At 71.1% G+C, this 19610-nt stretch carries 18 protein-coding genes; 8 read left to right on the top strand and 10 right to left on the bottom strand.

Features of this window, described 5'->3' with window-relative positions:
* Complete coding sequence (locus VM938_14470; GenBank protein ID HVF76239.1) at window positions 1-411, top strand: SCP2 sterol-binding domain-containing protein; 411 nt, start codon at window positions 1-3, stop codon at window positions 409-411.
* On the opposite strand, the gene VM938_14465 is transcribed toward VM938_14470, so the two are convergent.
* From VM938_14465 to VM938_14445, 5 genes are all read right to left on the bottom strand, one after another.
* Entirely contained in the window at window positions 401-1930 is a 1530-nt protein-coding gene (locus tag VM938_14465) for an MFS transporter (GenBank protein ID HVF76238.1), read from the bottom strand. The two genes, VM938_14470 and VM938_14465, sit on opposite strands and share 11 nt — an antisense overlap.
* A gap of 175 nt (window positions 1931-2105) precedes the next feature.
* Entirely contained in the window at window positions 2106-3014 is a 909-nt protein-coding gene (locus tag VM938_14460; protein HVF76237.1) for an SDR family oxidoreductase, read from the bottom strand.
* 16 nt (window positions 3015-3030) lie between these two features.
* A complete protein-coding gene (locus VM938_14455; protein HVF76236.1) occupies window positions 3031-4890 on the bottom strand; it encodes a PASTA domain-containing protein in 1860 nt (619 codons plus the stop codon).
* A gap of 9 nt (window positions 4891-4899) precedes the next feature.
* A complete protein-coding gene (locus VM938_14450; GenBank protein ID HVF76235.1) occupies window positions 4900-5391 on the bottom strand; it encodes an RES domain-containing protein in 492 nt (163 codons plus the stop codon).
* 71 nt (window positions 5392-5462) lie between these two features.
* Window positions 5463-5867, bottom strand: coding sequence for an antitoxin Xre/MbcA/ParS toxin-binding domain-containing protein (locus VM938_14445; GenBank protein HVF76234.1), 405 nt, complete (start codon window positions 5865-5867; stop codon window positions 5463-5465).
* A 62-nt stretch (window positions 5868-5929) separates the two neighbouring features.
* On the opposite strand from VM938_14445, the gene VM938_14440 reads away from it, so the two are divergent.
* From VM938_14440 to VM938_14430, 3 genes are read left to right on the top strand one after another with little or no spacing between them, the layout of a single operon-like run.
* Window positions 5930-6268 carry a hypothetical protein gene (locus VM938_14440; GenBank protein ID HVF76233.1) on the top strand — a complete coding sequence of 113 codons (339 nt, stop codon included), beginning with the start codon at window positions 5930-5932 and terminating at the stop codon, window positions 6266-6268.
* Window positions 6265-6615 (top strand): hypothetical protein, encoded by a 351-nt coding sequence (locus VM938_14435; protein HVF76232.1) that lies wholly within the window; start codon window positions 6265-6267, stop codon window positions 6613-6615. Before VM938_14440 ends, VM938_14435 begins: the two co-directional genes overlap by 4 nt.
* Window positions 6605-7036 carry a hypothetical protein gene (locus tag VM938_14430; GenBank protein ID HVF76231.1) on the top strand — a complete coding sequence of 144 codons (432 nt, stop codon included), beginning with the start codon at window positions 6605-6607 and terminating at the stop codon, window positions 7034-7036. The genes VM938_14435 and VM938_14430 overlap by 11 nt, the downstream gene beginning before the upstream one ends.
* A gap of 6 nt (window positions 7037-7042) precedes the next feature.
* Here VM938_14430 and ligA read toward each other — a convergent pair whose 3' ends face one another.
* Both ligA and VM938_14420 read right to left on the bottom strand, forming a co-directional pair.
* Window positions 7043-9061 carry an NAD-dependent DNA ligase LigA gene (ligA, locus tag VM938_14425; GenBank protein HVF76230.1) on the bottom strand — a complete coding sequence of 673 codons (2019 nt, stop codon included), beginning with the start codon at window positions 9059-9061 and terminating at the stop codon, window positions 7043-7045.
* A gap of 15 nt (window positions 9062-9076) precedes the next feature.
* Complete coding sequence (locus VM938_14420; protein HVF76229.1) at window positions 9077-10114, bottom strand: hypothetical protein; 1038 nt, start codon at window positions 10112-10114, stop codon at window positions 9077-9079.
* 93 nt (window positions 10115-10207) lie between these two features.
* On the opposite strand from VM938_14420, the gene VM938_14415 reads away from it, so the two are divergent.
* The gene (locus VM938_14415) at window positions 10208-11047 is read left to right on the top strand and encodes a hypothetical protein (protein HVF76228.1); all 840 of its coding nucleotides are present in this window, start codon (window positions 10208-10210) and stop codon (window positions 11045-11047) included.
* Between the two features lie 186 nt (window positions 11048-11233).
* Here the strand turns inward: VM938_14415 and mnmA are convergent, their stop codons facing one another.
* Together mnmA and VM938_14405 are read right to left on the bottom strand one after the other, a co-directional pair.
* Entirely contained in the window at window positions 11234-12268 is a 1035-nt protein-coding gene (mnmA, locus tag VM938_14410; protein ID HVF76227.1) for a tRNA 2-thiouridine(34) synthase MnmA, read from the bottom strand.
* Window positions 12265-13341, bottom strand: a complete 1077-nt coding sequence (locus VM938_14405) for a cysteine desulfurase family protein (protein ID HVF76226.1) — start codon at window positions 13339-13341, stop codon at window positions 12265-12267. The genes mnmA and VM938_14405 overlap by 4 nt, the downstream gene beginning before the upstream one ends.
* A gap of 212 nt (window positions 13342-13553) precedes the next feature.
* On the opposite strand from VM938_14405, the gene VM938_14400 reads away from it, so the two are divergent.
* The 3 genes from VM938_14400 (at window position 13554) to VM938_14390 (ending at window position 16729) form a co-directional block, all read left to right on the top strand.
* Window positions 13554-14600 (top strand): sigma-70 family RNA polymerase sigma factor, encoded by a 1047-nt coding sequence (locus VM938_14400; protein HVF76225.1) that lies wholly within the window; start codon window positions 13554-13556, stop codon window positions 14598-14600.
* A 132-nt stretch (window positions 14601-14732) separates the two neighbouring features.
* The gene (locus tag VM938_14395; GenBank protein HVF76224.1) at window positions 14733-15797 is read left to right on the top strand and encodes a sigma-70 family RNA polymerase sigma factor; all 1065 of its coding nucleotides are present in this window, start codon (window positions 14733-14735) and stop codon (window positions 15795-15797) included.
* 488 nt (window positions 15798-16285) lie between these two features.
* Window positions 16286-16729 (top strand): hypothetical protein, encoded by a 444-nt coding sequence (locus VM938_14390; protein ID HVF76223.1) that lies wholly within the window; start codon window positions 16286-16288, stop codon window positions 16727-16729.
* A gap of 226 nt (window positions 16730-16955) precedes the next feature.
* Here the strand turns inward: VM938_14390 and VM938_14385 are convergent, their stop codons facing one another.
* Window positions 16956-19520, bottom strand: coding sequence for a hypothetical protein (locus tag VM938_14385; GenBank protein HVF76222.1), 2565 nt, complete (start codon window positions 19518-19520; stop codon window positions 16956-16958).
* Between the last annotated feature and the right edge of the window lie 90 nt (window positions 19521-19610).

Genomic DNA, 19610 nt, shown 5'->3' with positions numbered 1-19610 from the left:
ATGGCCGACAAGCACCCTTTCCTGAGTGACGAGTGGATGAACGCTGCCAAAGAAATCCGCGAAGAATTTCGCGGCAAGGCAGCGGCGCCGACCCACGCCGTCAAGATGAACCAGATCATCACCGACGTCCCCTTCGGCGAAGGCACCGTCAACGCCCACATGGACACCTCGGGCGGCGAGATGGAGATGGACACCGGGCACCTCGATACAGCAGATGTGACCGTCACCCTCGACTACGAGACGGCCAAGGCCATCTTCGTCGACGGCAACCCGCAGGCCGGGATGCAGGCCTTCATGGCAGGCAAGATCAAGGTGCAGGGCGACATGACCAAGCTCATGGCCATGCAGCAGACCTCGCCCGACCCCACCACCTTGGAGATCGCAGGCCGCATCAAGGACATCACCGCCTGAGCGATTCGCCACAGGCTGGAGCAGTTTCGAGGGCGCCCGCAGGGGCGCCCTCGTCGCGCACGGCGCTGCGCACGAACACCGCGCAGGCCACGGCCAGCAGGGCGGCCACGCCACCCACCACGTAGGCGTCGCCGAACGACTGCTCGACCCCCACAGCCGCCTCACGCGAGGCCTGCACCGTCTGCATGACCTGGATGCCGGCCACCACGCCGACCTGGACGAGCAGCTGTTGGGCGGCGCCCGCCACCCCGAGGTGCTCGTCGCTGACGGTGTTGGCCACGCTGGAGGCCAGCGACGGCGAGGCGATGCCGTTGCCCAAGCCCGACAACAACAAGGCGGCCACCACGATCCCCACGTCGCCCGGGCCGACCACGGCGAACACGGCCATCGACACGGCGATCGCCGCCGTCCCGACCACCGCAGCCGAGCGCTCCCCCACGCGCACGGCGACGTAGCCGGCGATGGGAGCGATGATCGAGAACGACAACGGCCGCGACAACACGATGAAGCCGATGCGCGACTCGCCGTAGCCGAACATCGGCCCGCCCAGCAGCAGCGGCGACAGGATGAACCCGCCCATGTAGGCGAACTGCGAGAACGCCAGAGCCCCCGCCGGGAACACGAAGTTGCGGCGCCGGAAGTACTGCAACGGCACCAACGGGTCGACGGCACGGCGCTCGACGTAGACGAAGGCGGCGGCGGCCAGCGGCGCCAAGGCGAAGCCGCCGAGCACGAACGGGCTCGTCCACCCCAGCGCCGGCCCCCGGTTGAGGGCGAGCAGCAGGCTCGTCACCGCAACCGACAGCGTGAGCACCCCGCGCCAGTCGAGCGCCCGCGACGCCGAGCGAGTGGTCTCGGGCAACACGGCCAGGCACAACAAAGCGGCCAGCGCCACCAGCGGCGCTTGGGCGGCGAACACCCACCGCCACCCCACCGCTTCCACGAGGGGGCCGCCCGCGGCCACCCCGATGACCGGGGCGCCCGCGCCGACCAGCGACCAGAAGCCCATGGCCTTCACCCGGTCGTGCGGCTCGAACACGGTGAAGATCAATGCCATCGAGGCGGAGCCCACGGCACCACTGCCCAAGGCAGCCACCATGCGGACGGCGATCAACGTGGCGGCCGAGGGTGCCACTGCCGTGAGCCCCGCGCACACGAAGGCCACGGCCATGCCGATCAGGTAAAGGCGGCGGTGCCCGAACACGTCGCCCGACTTGCCCAACAACGGGGCAGCCACGCCGAAGACCAACAGCGGCCCCGTCACCACCCACGTCATGGTGCTGGTGGTGGTGTCGAACTCGCCTGCGATGCGAGGCAGGGCGACGGCCATGAGGGTGAACACGGCATAGACCGAGAACAGCCCGGCCAACACCGACCACAGCACCCACCACCGGAAGCGGTCGCCGCTGCGGATGCGCCGAGCCACTCGCCGCCGCAGCAGCAGCGGCCAGGGGACGACGACGATCTCCTCGCCCCCGACGGGGCCGATGTTCAAGGCGTCGTCGCGGTCGGGCGCCATCAGCGGCTCAATCGCCGCGCAGGCGCGCCGCAGGGCCCAAGGGGGCGGCGGCACCGGCAGCGGCTGGGGAACGCTGCCTCAGCAACACCGCCCTCTTGGGCCCTGCTGACATTCCTGACGATACGACAAGAGGTCTGCAAACGGACAGCACCAAATCGCGAATGACCCGAACGGACTAGTGCCTGCTACCGAGCAGGCGGGTGAGCTCGCCGTCGAGCTCGGCCACCGTCCAGCGGTGGTTGCGCTCCACGGTGTCGGCCAGCGTCCAGGGCTGGAAGAGCTGCACCTTGCCCCCCTGGGCGAAGAAGACGCGCCCTGTGGCCGGGCAGTCCTCTTTGGCCAGCCACGCCACCAAGGGGGCGATGTTGGCAGGGTCCCACACGTCGAAGTGGTCGGGGTCGTCGGGGGGTCGCACCACGTCGCTCAGGCCGGGCGTGGCCTCGGTGAGGCGGGTGCGAGCGGCCGGTGCGATGGCGTTGCACCGCACGCCGTAGCGGGCCAACTCCTGCGCTGTGATCTGGGTGAAGGCGGCGATGCCCGCCTTGGCGGCGCCGTAGTTGGACTGGCCCGGGTTGCCCACGAGCCCCGACGTCGACGAGGTGTTGATCACCGACGCCCGCACGTCGTTGCCCGCCTTGCATTGGGCACGCCAGTAGGTGGCGGCGTGACGGGTCGGGGCGAAGTGGCCCTTGAGGTGTACCTCGATGACGTCGTCCCACTCGGCTTCGCTCATGTTGACGAGCGTGCGGTCGCGCAGGATGCCTGCGTTGTTGACGAGGACGTGGAGGTCGCCGAAGGCCTCGACGGCGGCCTCGATCAGGCGCTCGGCGCCGTCCCAATCGGCCACGTTGTCGGCGTTGGCCACGGCCTGGCCACCCGCCGCCTCGATCTCGTCGACCACCTGCTGGGCCGGCGTGCGGTCGTCGCCGGAGCCGTCGATGGCGCCACCGAGGTCGTTGACCACCACACGCGCTCCCTCGGCGGCGAAGAGCAGTGCGTACTCCCGCCCCAGGCCGCGACCGGCGCCGGTGATGATGGCAACGCGCCCGTCGAGGGCGCCCGCGTTCCCATTGCTCGTAGCCATCCGGGGAACTTAGCGGTCAGCGCACGTACAGGGCGACGGCCGTGCCCTTCTTCACCTTCACGCCGGGACCGGGGTCGCTCTGGAACACCCGTGTGGCCTTGGGCGGCCCGAACACCCCGGCCACCTGCAGGCCTGCAGCTTCCAAGGCGGCGCGAGCCTGGTCGATGGTCTGGCCGATGACGTTGGGCACGGCGACGGTCTCGGGGCCCTTCGACACGTTGACGGTGATGCGGCTGCCCTTGGTGACGGGCGTGCCGCCCGGCGGCGTGGTCGACACCACCTTGCCCGTCTCGACCTCGTCGGAGAAGACGTCCTTGCGCACGGGCACCAGGCCGGCGTCGGTGAGCGCCTTGGCTGCCTCGTCGTAGGCCTTGCCTGTCAGCTCCGCCAGCGGCTTGGGCGTCGGGCCATCCGACACCGTCACCAGGATCTCGGTGCCCTTGGCCTGCATGCCCCGCGGCTGCCAGTCGAGCACGGCGCCCTTGGCCGCCGTCTCGTCGTAACGACGGGCCACCTTGGGGGCGAAGCCTTCGGCGGTGAGTCGCGCGGTAGCGCCCGCTTCGTCGAGGCCCGCCAGTTCGGGCACCTGCCGCGGCGACGGGCCCTGCGAGACCACCACCTTGATGGTGTCGCCTTCCTTGAGCTTCCCCGAGGACGGGTCCTGGTCGAGGATCTCGCCTGCCGGTGCCGTCTCGTGGAACTCCTGGCGGGCGACTCGCACCTTGAACTTCTCGTCGGCCACCTCGGCGCGCGCCGCCTCGACGGTCTTGCCCCGGAGCGACGGCACGGCGTGGGTGGGCTTGGTTGCTTCGATGACGGCAAAGGCGGCGCCCGCAGCGACCAGCAGGGCGACAACCGTGAGCAGGGCGACCCACGGCCACCGGCGACGGCGACGGACGGCCTCGGGCGACAGCGCCGGGGCGGCGTCGGCTTCGTGGTCGTAGAGACGGGCGCGGGTGGTGCCGTGCTCGGTGAGGTCCTTGGGCACGGCGACGGGCACGGTCAACTCGTCGCCTGCCACGGCCACGGGGATCAGCTCGGGTGCGGGGAGCTCGGCGGCCACCCGTTCGAGGGCTGTCACCAACCCGGCGGCGTCGAGGCGCTCGGCTGTCTCCGGTGCGGCCGCCTGCTGCACGACGGGACCGAGCGGCCCCAGTTCCGCAGGCGGGTCGAGGGTGGCGCCCACCCGGGCCATGAGGGTGGCGATGGTGGTGTCGGCGGCGAAGGGAACCCGCCCGGTGACCAGTTCGACCAGCACGAGGGCGAGCGAATAGACGTCGGCCTTGCCGTCGACCGAGGAGCCCTGGGCCTGCTCGGGCGAGGCGTACCTGGCGGTGCCGAGCACGGCGCCGCCAGGCTCGGTCCATGCCGCTTCCGCCAGCGCCCGGGCCAGGCCGAAGTCGGCGATGCACAGCCTGCCTTCGTCGTCGAACAGGAGGTTGGCGGGCTTGATGTCGCGGTGTACAAGGCCGCGGCGGTGCGCGTACTCCAGCCCCCGCGCCGCCTGGAGGCCGACGTGCACCGCTTGCTCCGGGCTCAGCAGCACGCCGCGGTCGAGCAGGTCGCGCAGGCTGCCGCCCGCCAGGTGCTCGAGCACGACGTACGGCCCGTCGTCGGCCTCGCCCCAGTCGAACACCCGCATGATGTGCGGGTGGTTGAGGGCCGCCGCCGCCTGGGCCTCGGCCCGGAAGCGGCGCAGGAAGGACTCGTCGTCGGCCAGCGCGGCGTGCAGCACCTTGACGGCGACGCGACGGCGCAACGACACGTCGTCCGCCAGGAAGACGTGCGCCGATGCTCCTGTGCCGACGGGGGCGACGAGTCGGTAGCGGTCGCCGAGGACGCGTCCCACGTGGTCGACGATGCGCGACGTGGCCACGTTCCGAGGCTACCGTCCGCCGCCCTTGCGGCCGTGGACCGGGCGGGCCAGCACCTCGGCCGCCTCGCCCACGCCGGGGTGGTCGAGGGTCACGGGCTCGACGCCCTCCAGCCGGAGCGCGCCGATGTCCCAGATGCCGTGGCTCCCCCATCGGGGGTCGTGGTACGACCACCAGCGCACGCCCGCCCACCGCCCCTCGGCGAACAGCCGCAGCGCCCACGCCTGGGTGACGGGCCGCTCCCGGGTCACCACGGAGGAGGGGCGCAGGCCGAGCGCCACCAGGCGGGCGGCGTCGTCGAGGTCGCACACGGCGGCGTCGAGGGCGTAGGTGGCGATGGCGGCCACGCTGTCGGGCAGGAGCGGCGAGCCGAGCAGCAACAGGTCGTTCCACACCGAGAGGTAGGCGAACGTCTCGGCGCACGCGCCGCCCGGGCCGTCGGACAGGTAGAGCACGTCGTACTGCTCGGGGTTGTCGACCCGGCCTGCGGCGCCGCGAGGCACGAACAGCGGATGGCCGGGTTGTCCGGGTCGGGCCTTCGCCAACCAGGGGAAGACCCGGTACAACGTGATGCTCAGGCGTACGCCCCCTGCGTCAGTGCGTCGATGGCGGCCACCACTGGTGCCGCCCCCCGCACGGCGAGCACGTCGACCGGGCGACCGCCGAGGTGGGGGTTGGGTGCGGTGAGCCAGGCGCCTGCCTGCTGCGGCCACAGCACCTGGAGCAGGCGGTTGAGCACGTAGTCGAGGTCGGCCAGCCGGGCCCGGTTGGCGGGCGAGATGCCCTCGGCGCCGGTGCGCCAGCGCGAGGGTTGCGAGCGCGAGACGCCGAGCAACTCGGCCACCGTGTTGGACCCGAGGGCGGCCACGACCCGCTCGACCTCGCCGGGCACGTCGAAGAGGGCGGTGGCGTCGTCGTCGATTTTCAACACCCGTAGCCGGGGCTGCTGCTCGTTGAGCTTCCGCGCCGCCTTTGCCATGCACCCAACAATAACTGTCGGGCAGTCTGCCGTCCAGCAGGTGGCAGTCCACAATGGCGGGAATGCGAGCCGCCTTGGTCGACGAGCTGGAGGAGTTCATCCGGCGAGGCGCGCTGTGGGACCGGCCCGAGCTCGAAGCCTTGGTCGAACGGCTTGAGGCCGAGGCCGACGACCCCATCCCCACCTTGCTGGCCCACCCGTTGCGCGCCCTGTTGGTGCGGCTGAGCATGGGCGAGGTGCCGACCCGCATGGCGAACGACGTGGAAGGCATCCTCTACCCGCGCATCTGGAAGGTGATGGAGGCGGCTCGCGACGGGCTGCCCGACGGCGAGATGCGCACCCGCATCGAGGTGCTCAACCGACGCTTGTCGCGCCGGTTGGTCGAAGAGCGCCCGGGGTGAACGGAGGTCGGCCGTGGGCGCTGATCGCAGCCGCCGTGCTGGCCGCACTGGAGGCGGCCACGATCATCGCGGTGCTCGCCGTGCGCGGGCGATCGGCTGCTCCGTTGCTCATCCCCATGATGGCGGCCAAGTTCCCGTTCTGCGTGCTGGTGGTGCGGCGCTCGCCCACCGCCTGGTTCGGTTTGCTGTTGTGGGAGATCGCCGGAATGCTGGCTGCTGTGACGGCGCCTTCGACCCCGCTCCCCCTCCGGCTCGTGGAGCTGGCTGTGGCGGGCACGGTCGTGGGCCTGCTGGCCGCCGCCTCGTCGCTCTTCCCCACCGTGAGGCTGACTCCCCATGACTCCTAAGGCGCCGCTGTTCACCCTTCGCCGGGCCGTCCTCTCCGTGCTCCTGGCCGCGGCCGTGGGCGGGATGATCGTGGCCTTCACCATGCACGAGGAACCCCGCCCCGTCGTCTACACCAACTCGGCCGTGCGGGCGGTCGCACCGGAACAGGGCGAGCACGCCACACAGCGCTCGACAGTGTTCATCGAGCTCCAGCCCGGCTTCGTCCTGCGCACCATGCGCTTCGATGCCGGCGAACAGATCGGTGCCCAGGACCTCGACGTGATCACAGGGCTCAACCGCTACAGCTACACGCCCGGCGAGGGCAAGCAGGTCAAGCGGCTCGACGCCGGACGGCGCTGCGCCATCGTGGAGTTCGCCGACACCACGCGGGTCGACGCCGCGCTGCAGGAGTTCAGTTGGTGCTTCGTGGTGCAGCACTGACGGTCGTCAGGGAAGTTCGCCGGTCTCCAGCAACTTGGTGAAGGCGGCCTCGTCGAGGATCGGCACCCCGAGCTCCTGTGCCTTGGCCAGCTTGGCGGCGCCCGGCCCTTCGCCCACCACCACCGCCGTCGTCTTCTTGGAGACGCTGCCGGGCGACTTGCCCCCGCGCCGCAGGACGGCCTCCTCGGCGCCTTCCCTGGTGTATCCCGCCAGGGTGCCGGTGACCACGATCGTCTTGCCCGTCAGCGTCTGCGGTTCCGACGGCGCCGCCGGGCCTTCGAAGTTCACGCCCGCGGCACGCAGCTTCTCGATGACCGCCTGGTTCTGTTCGTTGGCGAAGAACCCGCACACGCTCGAGGCGATGGTGGGACCGATGCCTTCCACTTGTGCGACGTCGTCGGCGGTGGCGACGATGATGCGGTCGAGGTGGCCGAGGGCGCGGGCCAACACGAACGACGACGTGTAGCCGAGGTGCGGGATCGACAACCCGACGAGCAGGTTGCCGAGCGGGCGTGACTTCGAGGCCTCGATGGCGTCGTGCAGCTTGCGCACGCTGATCTCGCCGAAGCCCTCCATCTGGCGGACGCGGTCGAAGTCGAGCGAGTAGATGTCGCCGGGGTCGCGCAGCAGCCCCTCGTCGACGAACAGGCCGACGGTGCGCTCGCCCAGGCCCTCGATGTCCATGGCGCCGCGCGAGGCGAAGTGCTCGATGCGGCCGCGTCGTTGCGCCGGGCACTCCACGTTCATGCAGAAGGTGGCGCTCGCCCCTTCTTGGCGCACCAGCTCGGTGCCACACACCGGACAGTCCTTCGGGAACGACCACGGCTCGGTTCCCTCGGGCCGCACGCTCAACACCGGCCCCACCACTTCGGGGATCACGTCGCCCGCCTTGCGCACGATGACCGTGTCGCCGGGGCGGACGTCCTTGAGCCGCACCTGGTCCTCGTTGTGCAAGGTGGCTACGCCGACGGTGGAGCCGCCGACGAACACCGGCTCCATGCGGGCGAAGGGCGTGGCCTGGCCGGTGCGCCCGATCGACACGTCGATGCCGAGCAGCTCGGTCGTTCGCTCCTCGGGCGGGAACTTGAAGGCGATGGCCCACCGCGGCGCTTTCGAGGTCGAGCCCAACTCGCCCCGCTGGGCCAGGTCGTCGACCTTCACCACCACGCCGTCGATCTCGTAGTCGAGGTCGTGGCGGTGCTCCTGCCACCGGCGGCAGAAGTCGTGCACCTTTTCGAGGGTAGGGAGGACGCTCACTTCCGGGTTGATGGGGAAGCCCGCCTCTTGCAGCCATTGCAAGGTGTCCCAGTGGCGGGTGAACGACGGGCCGCCGACGAGCTCGCCGATCTGGTAGGTCCAAAAGCTCAGTTCGCGGCTGGCGGTGACCTTGGCGTCCTTCTGGCGCAACGACCCGGCCGCCGAGTTGCGAGGGTTGGCGAACAGCCGCTGGCCCGCTTCGGCCTGCTTGCGGTTCAACGCCTCGAAGGCGGGCACCGGCATGTAGACCTCGCCCCGCACCTCCAGCACTGCGGGCGGGTCGTCGAGCGTGAGGGTCTCGGGGATCGCCTCGATGGTGGCGATGTTCTCGGTGACGTCCTCCCCCACCGCGCCGCTGCCGCGGGTGGCGGCCCGCACGTAATGGCCGTCCTCGTAGAGCAAGGAGATGGCGACGCCGTCGATCTTGAGCTCGCACGCGTAGTCGACGTCGCCGGAGATGAACCGCTCCATGCGCTTGCCCCACGCCAGCAGCTCCTCGAACGACATGGCGTTGTCGAGCGACATCATGCGCACGCGGTGCTCGACCGGTGCGAACAGCGTGGATGGTGCAGCGCCGACCTGTTGCGTCGGCGAATCGGGGGTGGCCAGGTCGGGGTTGGTCTCCTCGATCAGCTTCAGCTCGCGGACGAGCGCGTCGTACTCGGCGTCGCTGATCTCGGGCTCGTCCAACTGGTGGTAGCGGACGTTGTGGTACTCGATCAGCCGACGAAGTTCGTCGGCCCGTTCCGCCGGGTTCTGCGTCGACACGAGGCCGACGTTAGGTCAGGCGCCCACCGACATACGGATCGCCACGGCCTGGCTGTGCACCCGCTCGGCCACGCCCATGGTGAGGTCGAGGATGTGGGCGGCCTGGTGGGGATCGTGGTTGGCGAGGCCGCACGCAGGGGTGAGCAGCGCCTGCTGGCGGAGGCGCACGGGGTCGCAGCCGCCCCGGGTCATGTCGCACCACAGGTCGGCCAGCCGCCGCCACAGCGGGTCGGGGTCGTCGCCCACGGGACCATCGGTCGGCACCACGCCCCAGGCGATGAGGCCACCCCGTTCGAGGAACGGTGCCAGGGTCGGCGCCGCGGCGGCCAGGTTGCGGCCGACCGGCATCGACAGGAGGTCGGGGCCCGCGGCAGTGGCGAGCTTCCAGTCGATCTCGCCGCAGCAGTGCACGCCGGTCAGCACTGTGGGGCCGAGCGAGGCCAAGCCGCTCGACAACACGTCGACCACGTCGTCGCCCTTGAGGGGGAGGCGGTCGGTGCCCCACGCGGCCAGGCCCGGCTCGTCGAGCACGACGACGAGGCCGGCAGCGACGAGAGTTTCGCGGGCGTAGGAGACGAGGGCGCGGGCGCGGGCAGTGACCGCATTGCCCGCGGCCCGGAAGGCGGCGGCGGCGGGGACACCTGCGTCGGCCAAGGCGATGCCGAGGGTGAGCGGGCCGGTGAGTTGCAGCTTCACCGGGCCGCGGCGGGTGCGCGTGGCGTCGAAGAAGGCACGCAGCGTCGTCCACGCTTCGCCCGCGAACGAGGTGTCGACCGGGGCGTCGGGGTCGAAGCGGCCGAGGTCGACGGCGATGGTGCCGTGTTCCTCGTCGACGTCGATGCCCACCATGCCGTCGACCGCCTGGGCCAGCATCGACTCGCGTCCGTGCCGTTTGGGCAGTTGGGGTGCGGCGGGCAGGTCGGGCAGCAGGGCGAGCATGGCGTCGACCGCGGCCGCCGGGTCGACGTGAGGCAAGCTTCCGACGGCGGTCGCTGCCGCAGTCGGCAGCACCGGTCGCCCGGTGGCCTGCCTGGTCGTCTCCTGGGTCGTCACGAAACAGCGCCCCCCAATCGGCGTCACTCCTTCGTACCGACCGAGCGGGCGGAGTGGCAAATCGGCGGGCGCCCCTGCCACAGTCCTGCGGCCATGCGCCTGCTCCTCCTTGCCCTCCGCGCAACATGGGCGCTGCTCCCGTTCACCGTCGGCGGCGGCCTCGCCGCGGCGCTCGACGAGCGGGTGCGCGGGGTGCAGGTGGCGGGCTCGGCGCTGGGCTGGGGGGTGTGGGCGCTCGTGTTGGTGGCGACGCTGGTCCCGCACCCGGTCAGCTTGACGGCGCTGCGTGTGGCCGCTCCTGCCGTGGTGGGGGTTGCGTTGTGGTCGGGGTCGCCGTTGGGGGCAGTGGCCGGCTTGGTGACGGTGGGCCTTGCCTTCGCGGCGGAGACGGGCGTCGAGTTCGTGAACGGCTCGGCCTACCCGAACGAGCGGCGGTTCCCGTTGCGGCCACCGGGTTTCCTGTTGTTCGGCACCGTCGAGTTGGCGTGGGCACTGGCCGTGGGCGGGCCGGTGGCAGGCGTGTTGTTGATCGGCGCGGGTCGGGGGGCGGCGGGGGCGGCGGTGCTGGTGGTGGCCGTGGCGGTCGCCGTGGTGCTGGTGCGGTCACTGCACGGGCTGTCGCGTCGGTGGGTCGTCTTCGTGCCCGCCGGGCTGGTGCTGCACGACGGCATGGCGCTGGCCGACCCCGTGCTGTTCCAACGCAAGGTGGTCGAGGCCGTGCGGCTGGCTCCCGCCGACACCGACTCGCTCGACCTGACCAAGGGCGCGCTGGGACCTGCGGTGGAACTGCTCCTGCGGGAGAAGGTGCCCATGGTGCTGACGACGCCGGGCAACCGCGGGGGCGAGCCGGGGTCGTCGGCCCGCCTGCTGTTCTCACCGACCCGGCCGGGTGCGGTGCTGGCCGAGGCGGCGCGCCGGCGACTGGTGCGTTAGCCGTCGAGTCCCACCGTTGATTTCGCAGTAGTTACAAGGGGGCGTGTAACTACGCGAAATCGACGGCCGGGGGCGCAGGCTACAGCGTGCGGCCGAGGACGAAGCCGAGCACGAGGCCGACCACGAACACCAAGGCGATTGCCATGAGGGCCATGCCTGGCGTGGCCTCGCGCGGGGTGCGGTCGCTCACGCGGCGATCCCTCCGCCGAGCACTTCGTCGCCGTCATAGAGCACGACGCTCTGCCCCGGCGCCACCCGGCGCTGCGCCTCGTGGAGCCGCAACCCGGCGCCGTCCCAGGTCGCTCGGGTGGGCCGTCCGTGGGCGCTGGCCTGCACGTGCACGTCGGTGCCCGGCGAGGGCGGGCCGTCGGCCCACACAGCGCCGGTGAGGTCGAGCCGCTCCGTCATGACGTCGGAAAGCGGGCCGACAGTGACCGTCGCCGTGGCCAGGTCGACGTCGACGGCGTAGCGCCGACTGGGGCTGCCACCGGTCGCCATGCCGCGGCGCTGCCCTACGGTCACCAGCTCCACCGCGTCGACGCTGCCGACCTCTTGGCCGCTGTCCTTGTCGACGAGGCGGCCGGGGCGCAGTGGGATCCGGGTGCCGAGGAACGCCTGGCGGCCGCCGGTCGAGGTGATGAAGCACACGTCCTGGCTGTCGGGCTTGGCCGCCGTGCGCAGGTGGAGCTCGTCGGCGATGCGCCGTACGTCGGCCTTGGTCATCGCGCCGAGCGGCAGCAGGGTGCGCGCCAACTGGTCCTGACCGAGCATGTAGAGGACGTACGACTGGTCCTTCTTGGCATCGGCGCCGCGGGCGATGCGCCGGCTCCCGTCGGGCCGGTCGACCACTCGGGCGTGGTGCCCGGTGGCCACTGCGTCGAAGCCGAGTTGCGTGGCCCGCCGCAGGAAGCGGTCGAACTTCAGGTGCCGGTTGCACTCGATGCACGGGTTCGGCGTGCGGCCCGCTGCGTGCGCTTCGACGTACGGGTCGACCACATGGGCGTCGAAGTCGTCGGTGAAGTTGAAGACGTGGTGGGTGATGCCGAGCTGCTGGGCCACCCGTCGGGCGTCTTCCACGTCGGCCACCGAACAGCAACCCGAGTCGGACGCCCCGCCCCAGAGCTTCATGGTCGCACCGACCACCTCGTGGCCCTGCTGGGCCAACAGCGCGGCGGCCACCGACGAGTCGACCCCGCCCGACATGGCCATGAGCACCTTCATCGCAGCCGTCCGACGGCTTCAGGGACGGCGGCCAGCGCCAGGTCGACATCGGCGTCGGTGGTGTTCCACCCGAGAGAGAAGCGCACGGCGCTGAGCGCCTCGTCGCGGCTGAGGCCCATGGCGGTGAGCACGTGCGACGGCTCGATGGCGCCGCTGGCACACGCCGAGCCCGCGCTGGCGTAGACGCCGGCGTCGTCGAGGAGGACGAGCAGCGCCTCGCTCTCCACGCCCTCGAAGCGGATGTGGCAGTTGCCCGGCGTCTTGCGGGCGCGGTCGCCGGTCTCGACGGCGCCGGGGACGGCGGCGAGCAAGCCGTCGGCCAACCGGTCGCGCAGGCGGCCGACCCGGTCGTTGGTTGCCGCTCGCTGCTCGACGGTGGCCTGCATGGCGGCGACCATGCCGACGATGCCTACGACGTTGTGGGTGCCGCTGCGCAGGTCGCGCTCCTGTCCCCCGCCGTGGGTGGTCGGCTGCAGCTTCACGTGGTCGCGCACCACGAGAGCGCCGACACCTTGCGGCCCGCCGAACTTGTGGGCGCTCACGGAGACAAGGTCGGCCGCTGTGCCACGCACGTCGATCCACGGGAAGGCGTGGACGGCGTCGGTGTGGAGCAGAGCGGCGCCGATGCGCAGCTCGTCGAGGGGCTGGACCGTCCCCGTCTCGTTGTTGGCGAGCATGACGCTGAGCAGGCTCACGCTCTCGTCGAGCACGCCGTCGAGTTGCACGATCCCATCGGCGCCGACCGGGGCGATGCGGCCGCCGAGCGACTGCACGGCGTGGAGGACGGCGTGGTGCTCGACGGCGCTGCACGCGACCTCGCCCGCACCCGCCGCGCCGAGGACGGCCAGGTTGTCGGCTTCGGTGCCGCCACCGGTGAAGACGACCTCGTGGGGACGGCAACCCAGGCAGTCGGCCACCACGTCGCGGGCCTCCTCGATGGCGGCCTTGGCCGCTCGGGCGACGGCGTGCGACCCCGACGGGTTCCCGAAGCGGCCGTCGAGGAACGGACGCATCGCCTCGGCGGCTTCCGGCCGCAACGGCGTCGTCGCCGCGTGATCGAGGTAGGCAGGCATCGCCCCCAGGCTACGGCGGGCCGCGACGGGAGCGCGGCCCGCGAGTCGAACTACCTCGCGGACCTTCGCTCCCGCGTGCCTCCTGTTCGTACGAGGAGGGCGAAAAGGGTCGGCATTTCTCCAATCTCTTTCGGAACGCCCACCACAGGAGGACATCCGCATCGGCACGTGGAACCCACCCTGCCTCGGGGACGGCGCCGAACGGAGGGGAGATGGCCGAAGAACCTGATTGGACAGCTGTCTTCATTGCCGAGGCCCCGCGGCTTCGCCGGCTCGCGCGGCGGCTCGCCGGTGAGGCGGTTGCCGACGATGTCGTCCAAGAGACGTTTTTCCGCGTCTACCGCCGTCGCGACACGATCGAGCCCGGAAGGCCGCTGCGGTCGTTGTTGACCACCGTCGCCCGCCGCGCAGCGATCGACGCGGTCCGCAACGAGGACGCCCGCACGCGCCTGCTGCACAAGGTCGTCGACCTCGACGCGCGCCACGAGGGCGTCGAGGACGCCGTCATCAACGGCATCCGCCGTGAGGCGATCTCCGACGTCCTCGGCGAGTTGACCGTGCGGCAGCGCCAAGCCCTGATCGCCGCCTTTATGGAACCGGGCGCGGTCTCTTCGTCGGTTGCGACGAAGTCCGCCCTCGCCCGCGGGCGGCGAGCGTTTCGCACCCGCTATCTGGCCGTCTCCCGTGAGACCGGGGTTTTCGGAACGGGCGGGCTCGCTTATTCGTTGACCGGCCGATTGCGAGCGGGGCTCGCCCGCCTGCAGGCACTGGCAGACCAGGTCGGTCTGGTGCCCGCCGCATGTGCTGGGGCGCTCGGCCTGTCGGTCCTGATGAGCGGCGGCGGGGCTGCCTCGTTCGCACGCCCGCCAGTCGCGTCACCCGAGGCTGCGCTGCCGGCAGTCGCTCGGTCGTCATCGCCGGCCGAAGGGAATCAGGCAAAGGCGTTGGTGCCCCAGGCGTCGAACCGCGGGTCGGCCGCACGGCCAGGTGACGGCCCCGCAGTCGACGGCGCGGCCTCCCCCGAGGCATTTCGCCCGGTTACAACAGCGGGGTACACGACCGAGGCAGACGTCACGACCGTCAACGACGACGAGGAGTTCTCGGTGTCGACGAAGCTGCGGACAGCAGGCGGCACCCACGACACTCGGGATACAAGCGAGTCCACAGTGCATTGCCAAAGCGGCACGGTCAGTCGGACGGCCTGCTTTGCGGCACGTCCGCCGGAGAGCGTCAGAGCGCCAGGAGGGCTCGCCCCCTGACCGCCATGCATAGCCATCAGAGTGAGACGGATCGTCGCCTACGAACCGACAGATAGGAGGAATACGGCGATTCCGGCTTGAACCAACCGGGTGACGAGCCATACGGTGGCGGGGGCTCGGGGAGGTGGCCGCATGGCCAAGTTCGCACCGTCGGGGAATGCAGTGCACGTCGTAGCGGGCGAGGTGGCGCCCGAACTCGACTGGGAGCTTCTTTACGACATGCACGCGCCGAAGCTGCGCCGCGTCGTCGAGCGCAGGGTCGGTACCGCACTGGCCGACGACGTCCTGCAGGAGACCTTCCTGCGGGCGTTCAAGAACCGGGCCTCGATCGATCCGAGTCGGCCCATCGAGCCGTGGCTGATCACGATCGCGCTGCGCACCGCAGCCGACCTGCAGCGCCTGCAGTTCCGCACCTTGGAGACGGCCGACGAGACCGTCGACGACATCGACGTGGCGTCGCTCGACTCGGTGGAGGAAGAACTGCTCAACCGAGCCCGACGGGTCGGCATCAAGCACGCCTTCGCCAGCCTCAACACGCGCCAGCGGCGGTTGCTCCAACTGGTGACGATCGAGGGCATGAGCTACGAGGGCGTGGCCAATGCCGAGCAGATGACGCCCGACGCCGTGAAGTCGGCGCTCGCTCGTGCCCGCACGAACTTCAAGACAAGCTACATGGGCTTCGAGCGGGAATCAGGGCTGTTCGGCGGCTTCATGGTTCTCGGCCTGCTCAACCGCATGCGGAAGCGGCTGCAGCGCTACCAGGCGTTTGTCGGCGGCCACATGGCAGGCGTTGGCGCGGCGGCGACCACCGTGGCTGTCGTTGCCATCGCCGCTGTCCCCGCGGTGCGCACGGCCCCCACGAGCGCGACGGAGCGCGTGCAAACGAGCACTGCGCAACCGAGTTCCCAGACGAACCTCACCGACGAACCGCGCCCCGTGGCTCCCGTTACGGCCACAGCGGGAAGCGATGGAGTCACGTCAACGGACCCGCAGCCAGACCGGACCGGTGTCACGACATCGGCAAGCATCGGCCGTACAGGCAATCAGGCTGGCGCGCAGTTCGACTCGCAGGTCACAACCCCAGGCACGGACCGTTGGACCTGGGGAATCGTCACAATCGAGTGCAACGGCAGCGCAGTCCGGACGACCGGCTGCGCTGCCGTCGACGAGATTGGGACGCCGCCGCCCATCGACTAGGGCAGCGGCAAGGGCACCCAAACTTCGGCGCCGCCTCCGGACGGCACCCCATATGGGTATGTGTTGTCGCCCGTCCCCCAGCCTGCATAGCCGGTGTTCGGATGCCCGTTGTTCGGACCCACGCACTGGTAGGGGCCGTACTTGTACTCACGGCCCTGCCTCGACTTGTAGATCCACACCGACGCCCGAGCGCAGTCCGCTTGTGCGGGCGGCGCGGCAACTGCGAGCAGAGCGCCGGTCAGGGACAGCGCGGCGACGACAAGAAGCCGCGACCGTCGAAGAGGGCTGCGAGACACGAGGGGGTTCCTCTCTGTACGCGCAGGCTCCAGGGGAGCACTGCGCTGGTTTCAGGGGGTTCGCGTCGAGGCTCGCCAGGCGACCCGACTCCTCAAAACTTCGACGCTCACGCACGAAAGTCCTGGTCACAGGATTATTTCGTGGGTGACCGACACTTTTTCGGACGATTTGCGAAGTACTAGATGAAACCTATGCGTGTGGGAGAGCGGATGGACGATGCAGGCGAGACGAACCAATTCCGGGACTGTTCGTCGCCGGATGCCGTCGTCCGTGCCTGCCTCGACCGCCTGCGCCTCCGACGCGACGCCATTGCCGATGCCCTGGGTGGCCGCTCGCTTCGCGTGGCGATCGACCTGGGCAACCCGCCGTTGTCGTACCGCATCACCTTCACCCGAGAGGGCCACGTCATGACCCGCTCGGGACCGGAGTTCAACCCGCACATGGAGATCCACGGCCCTCCTGGCGACGTCGGCCGGTTCCTGGCGGGAGACATAACGATGATGGACGCCACCTTCGAAGGCATCCTCACCCTCCACATATCGACGACGGAGGCAGCCGAATACCTTCGGCTGCGGGCATTGGTGGCAGAGGAACTCTCGGCAGGAACCGTGCGAGCGGCCCCTGGCGGGAGCTGAGGTTTCCGACGGGCACCGGCCGGGGGGATCGGTGCCAAACGGAACCGGAGCGGGTCGGGCCGTCGGGGGGTGGCCCACCCGCTCCGGGAACCGCGCCGAGCACTGCGTGCAGTGCGGGGGGCCGGGTTGTGCGGACGAACGGGGGGACGTCCGCACGCCCGGCGGCGCGGTGACTTCGTGGCGGGGTGAGCCCCGTGGGGGCTGGGCTCACCCGCCTCGACCGGGGCTACCCGGCCGAGGGCACCTGGTCGCCCACGATGGCGACGGCACGGTCGACGGCGCGCTCGATGGCCTCGCGGCCATGGCCGGTGCACGCCACCCACGGGAGCCCGGCATCACCGGCGCTGCGCCGCACGCGCTGGCCCAGGTGGGTGCGGATGAACGTCATGAGCACCACGGCGTCGGCTTGCCCGTAGGCCGCCTCGATGCGGGCCGCATCGGTGTGCCAGTTCGACCGCCAGCCCGACAAGAACCACGTGATGCGGACCTTGCCGTCGTAACGCAGGGCGACCGAGGCGTCGATGGCTGTGCGGTAACGGTCCTGGGTCTCGTTGCCGCCGACGAACAGCACGTGCACGGGGCGGTCGAGCCCAGTGGCCGGCTCCCCCCCGTCGGGGGGCGAGGGGAGGAGCCGGGCCAGGTCGTCGAGCTCGGCCGGGGCAAGGCCCAGCTCGACGAGGACGTGGAAGAGGTCGGCGGCGTCGAAGCCCCGCAACCCCCCGCCCGCGGCTCGGTAGAACATGGCCAAAGCGATGGCCCGCGCCTCTTCGATGCGCCCGATGCGCCGCAGCACCTCCAGACGCAAGGCGTCGGCGGCGGCGGGGTCGAGCGCGGCGCGCAGGGTTTCGTCGGCGCCCAGGAGGGCAGCGAAGCGGGCGTCGAGGGCGGCGTCGCCCGCCCGCACGAGCACGTCGTCGAGCGAGCCCGCCAGTCGTTCGGCGGCTTCGGTGTCGCGGCGCAGGCCGGCGCCGACCAGGGCGGCGTCGAGCAGGTCGACGCGGGTGGACAGGGCCATGCCCGAGTCGGCCGCCACCACCTCGGCCGTGGAGCAGGCGGCCTCGTCGCCGGTGCGGGCGCGGCCGACGACCAACTCCACCAGCGCAGGCGCGGCAGGCGCCACCCGCAGCGCAGCGGCCAACAAGGCGCCCGCGTGCGGCGAGCCGTGCGCCTCCAAGGCCACGACCGCCGAGGCCAGGTCTTCGGCGCCGGGCACGTAACCGGCGTCCAGGGCACGAGCCATGTCGCGGTAGGCGGCCTCGTCGGTACCCGGTTCCAGCAGGCGCAGGCGGGCGAGGGCGGCGTGGAAGTCGACCTCTGTGGCCAAGGGCAACGGCTCGGGCGCCTCGGCCAACCCGGCGGCCGCCGTGGCCAGCGCGGGAGCAGCAGAGACGTCGCCCTCGGCGTGGAGGAGCATGCCGAGCAACACGTTGGCGGTCACCAGCGTGGGGTCGGCGTCGACTGCCGCGGCCAGGTGCGACGCCACCGGCCGGAGCCGTTCGACGAAGCGGGCTCGCTCGGCGTCGCCGCGTGGAAAACGAACCGTTTCCAACCCGGGGATCTCAGCGCCGATGAGGGCTCGTTCGCACGCGGCCGCGGCGCGCGCGTCAGGAGCCAAGAAGGCGTCCTCGACAGTGTCGAGGAGCCGCGAGGCGCCGACGAAGTCGCTGCGACGACGACGGCACACCACGCGCCGCAGCAGGGCGGTGGTGGCCGCTTCCTCGAAGCCGCGGCCCCGTCCGTCGCCGGCCGCGGCCCATTGCCACAACGCTTCTTCGAGCGCTCGCAACAACAGCTCGGCGTCGACCACCGACCCCGCGCTGACCAAGGCGTCGACGCGACGATGGACCTCGCGAGCGGCGTCCTGCCACCCGTCGAAGGGCGCAGCCGCCAGTCCCAGGAAACGGGCGGCGGCACGGATGTCGTCCAAGTGGGCGACGACCACCCGCCCGGCCACCGCGCTGCCTTCGGGTCGACGAAGCAACTCGTCGACCACCGACTGCTCGCGCCGCACGATGCGCACGAGACGGTCGGTGGCGTCGGTGTCGACCAGCCCTCGCAGCTGGCCGAGTACGAACGAGAGGCGGGCCGGGCCGGGGAGCGGCTGCAACACCTCCCCTGCTTCGTCACCGATCACGGCGGAGATCAGGCCGTAGTGGTACCAAGCGGCGGGCCGCGCCGGGTCGAGGGCGATCAGCTCCTCCAAGGCGATGCGCAACGACGCCAGGTGGCCGAGGGCGGCCGAGCCCGCCCGGGCTCGGGCGATGGCGGCGGCGAGCAGGGTGTCGAGCGCAGTGGTGGCGGCGTCAAGGGCGTCGGGCTCTCGGGCCGGGGGCGCCACGACGGGCTCGTCGACCACGCCGGTAGGGACGTCGGCGGGGGCGTCGGCGGGGGGCGCCGCCGGTGGCTGTTCGACGAGCGCCAGGAAGCGGTCGCGTTGGGCCAGGTCGAGGTCGTCGAGGTGCCAGAGCGTCTCCACCGTCAAGCGCACGAGCGGGGCAGGCCATGCGCGCCGGAGCTGGTCGAAGGCGCCCGCCTGCAGCTGCGGCTCCAGGTCGCCGTCGGCGTCGGGGACGAGGGCCTCCAGCGCCCGCATCACGGGCTGCGTCAGCACGCACGCGACGTCGTGGCACGCCTCGTGGCCGAACGTGCGCAGCCGGGAACGCAGCAGTTGCGGTGCCTTGCGACCGGCCGAGCGGCTCTGCACACCCAGGGCCGAGAGCACGGGCGCCAGTTCGTCGCCCGAGGCGTGCTCGAACACATGCCGGAGGTCGTCGACCGAACACGCGAGCAAGAGTTCGCGGGTACGACAACCCCGGTGGCCGGAGGGCTTCGGCATGGGTGACGAGGACGCTAGACGTCGCCCCGGAAGTGGCAATTGCCG

The sequence above is a fragment of the Acidimicrobiales bacterium genome (genome assembly GCA_035536915.1).
Classification (GTDB): domain Bacteria; phylum Actinomycetota; class Acidimicrobiia; order Acidimicrobiales; family JAHWLA01; genus JAHWLA01.
This window is presented reverse-complemented; position numbering and strand designations above follow the sequence as displayed.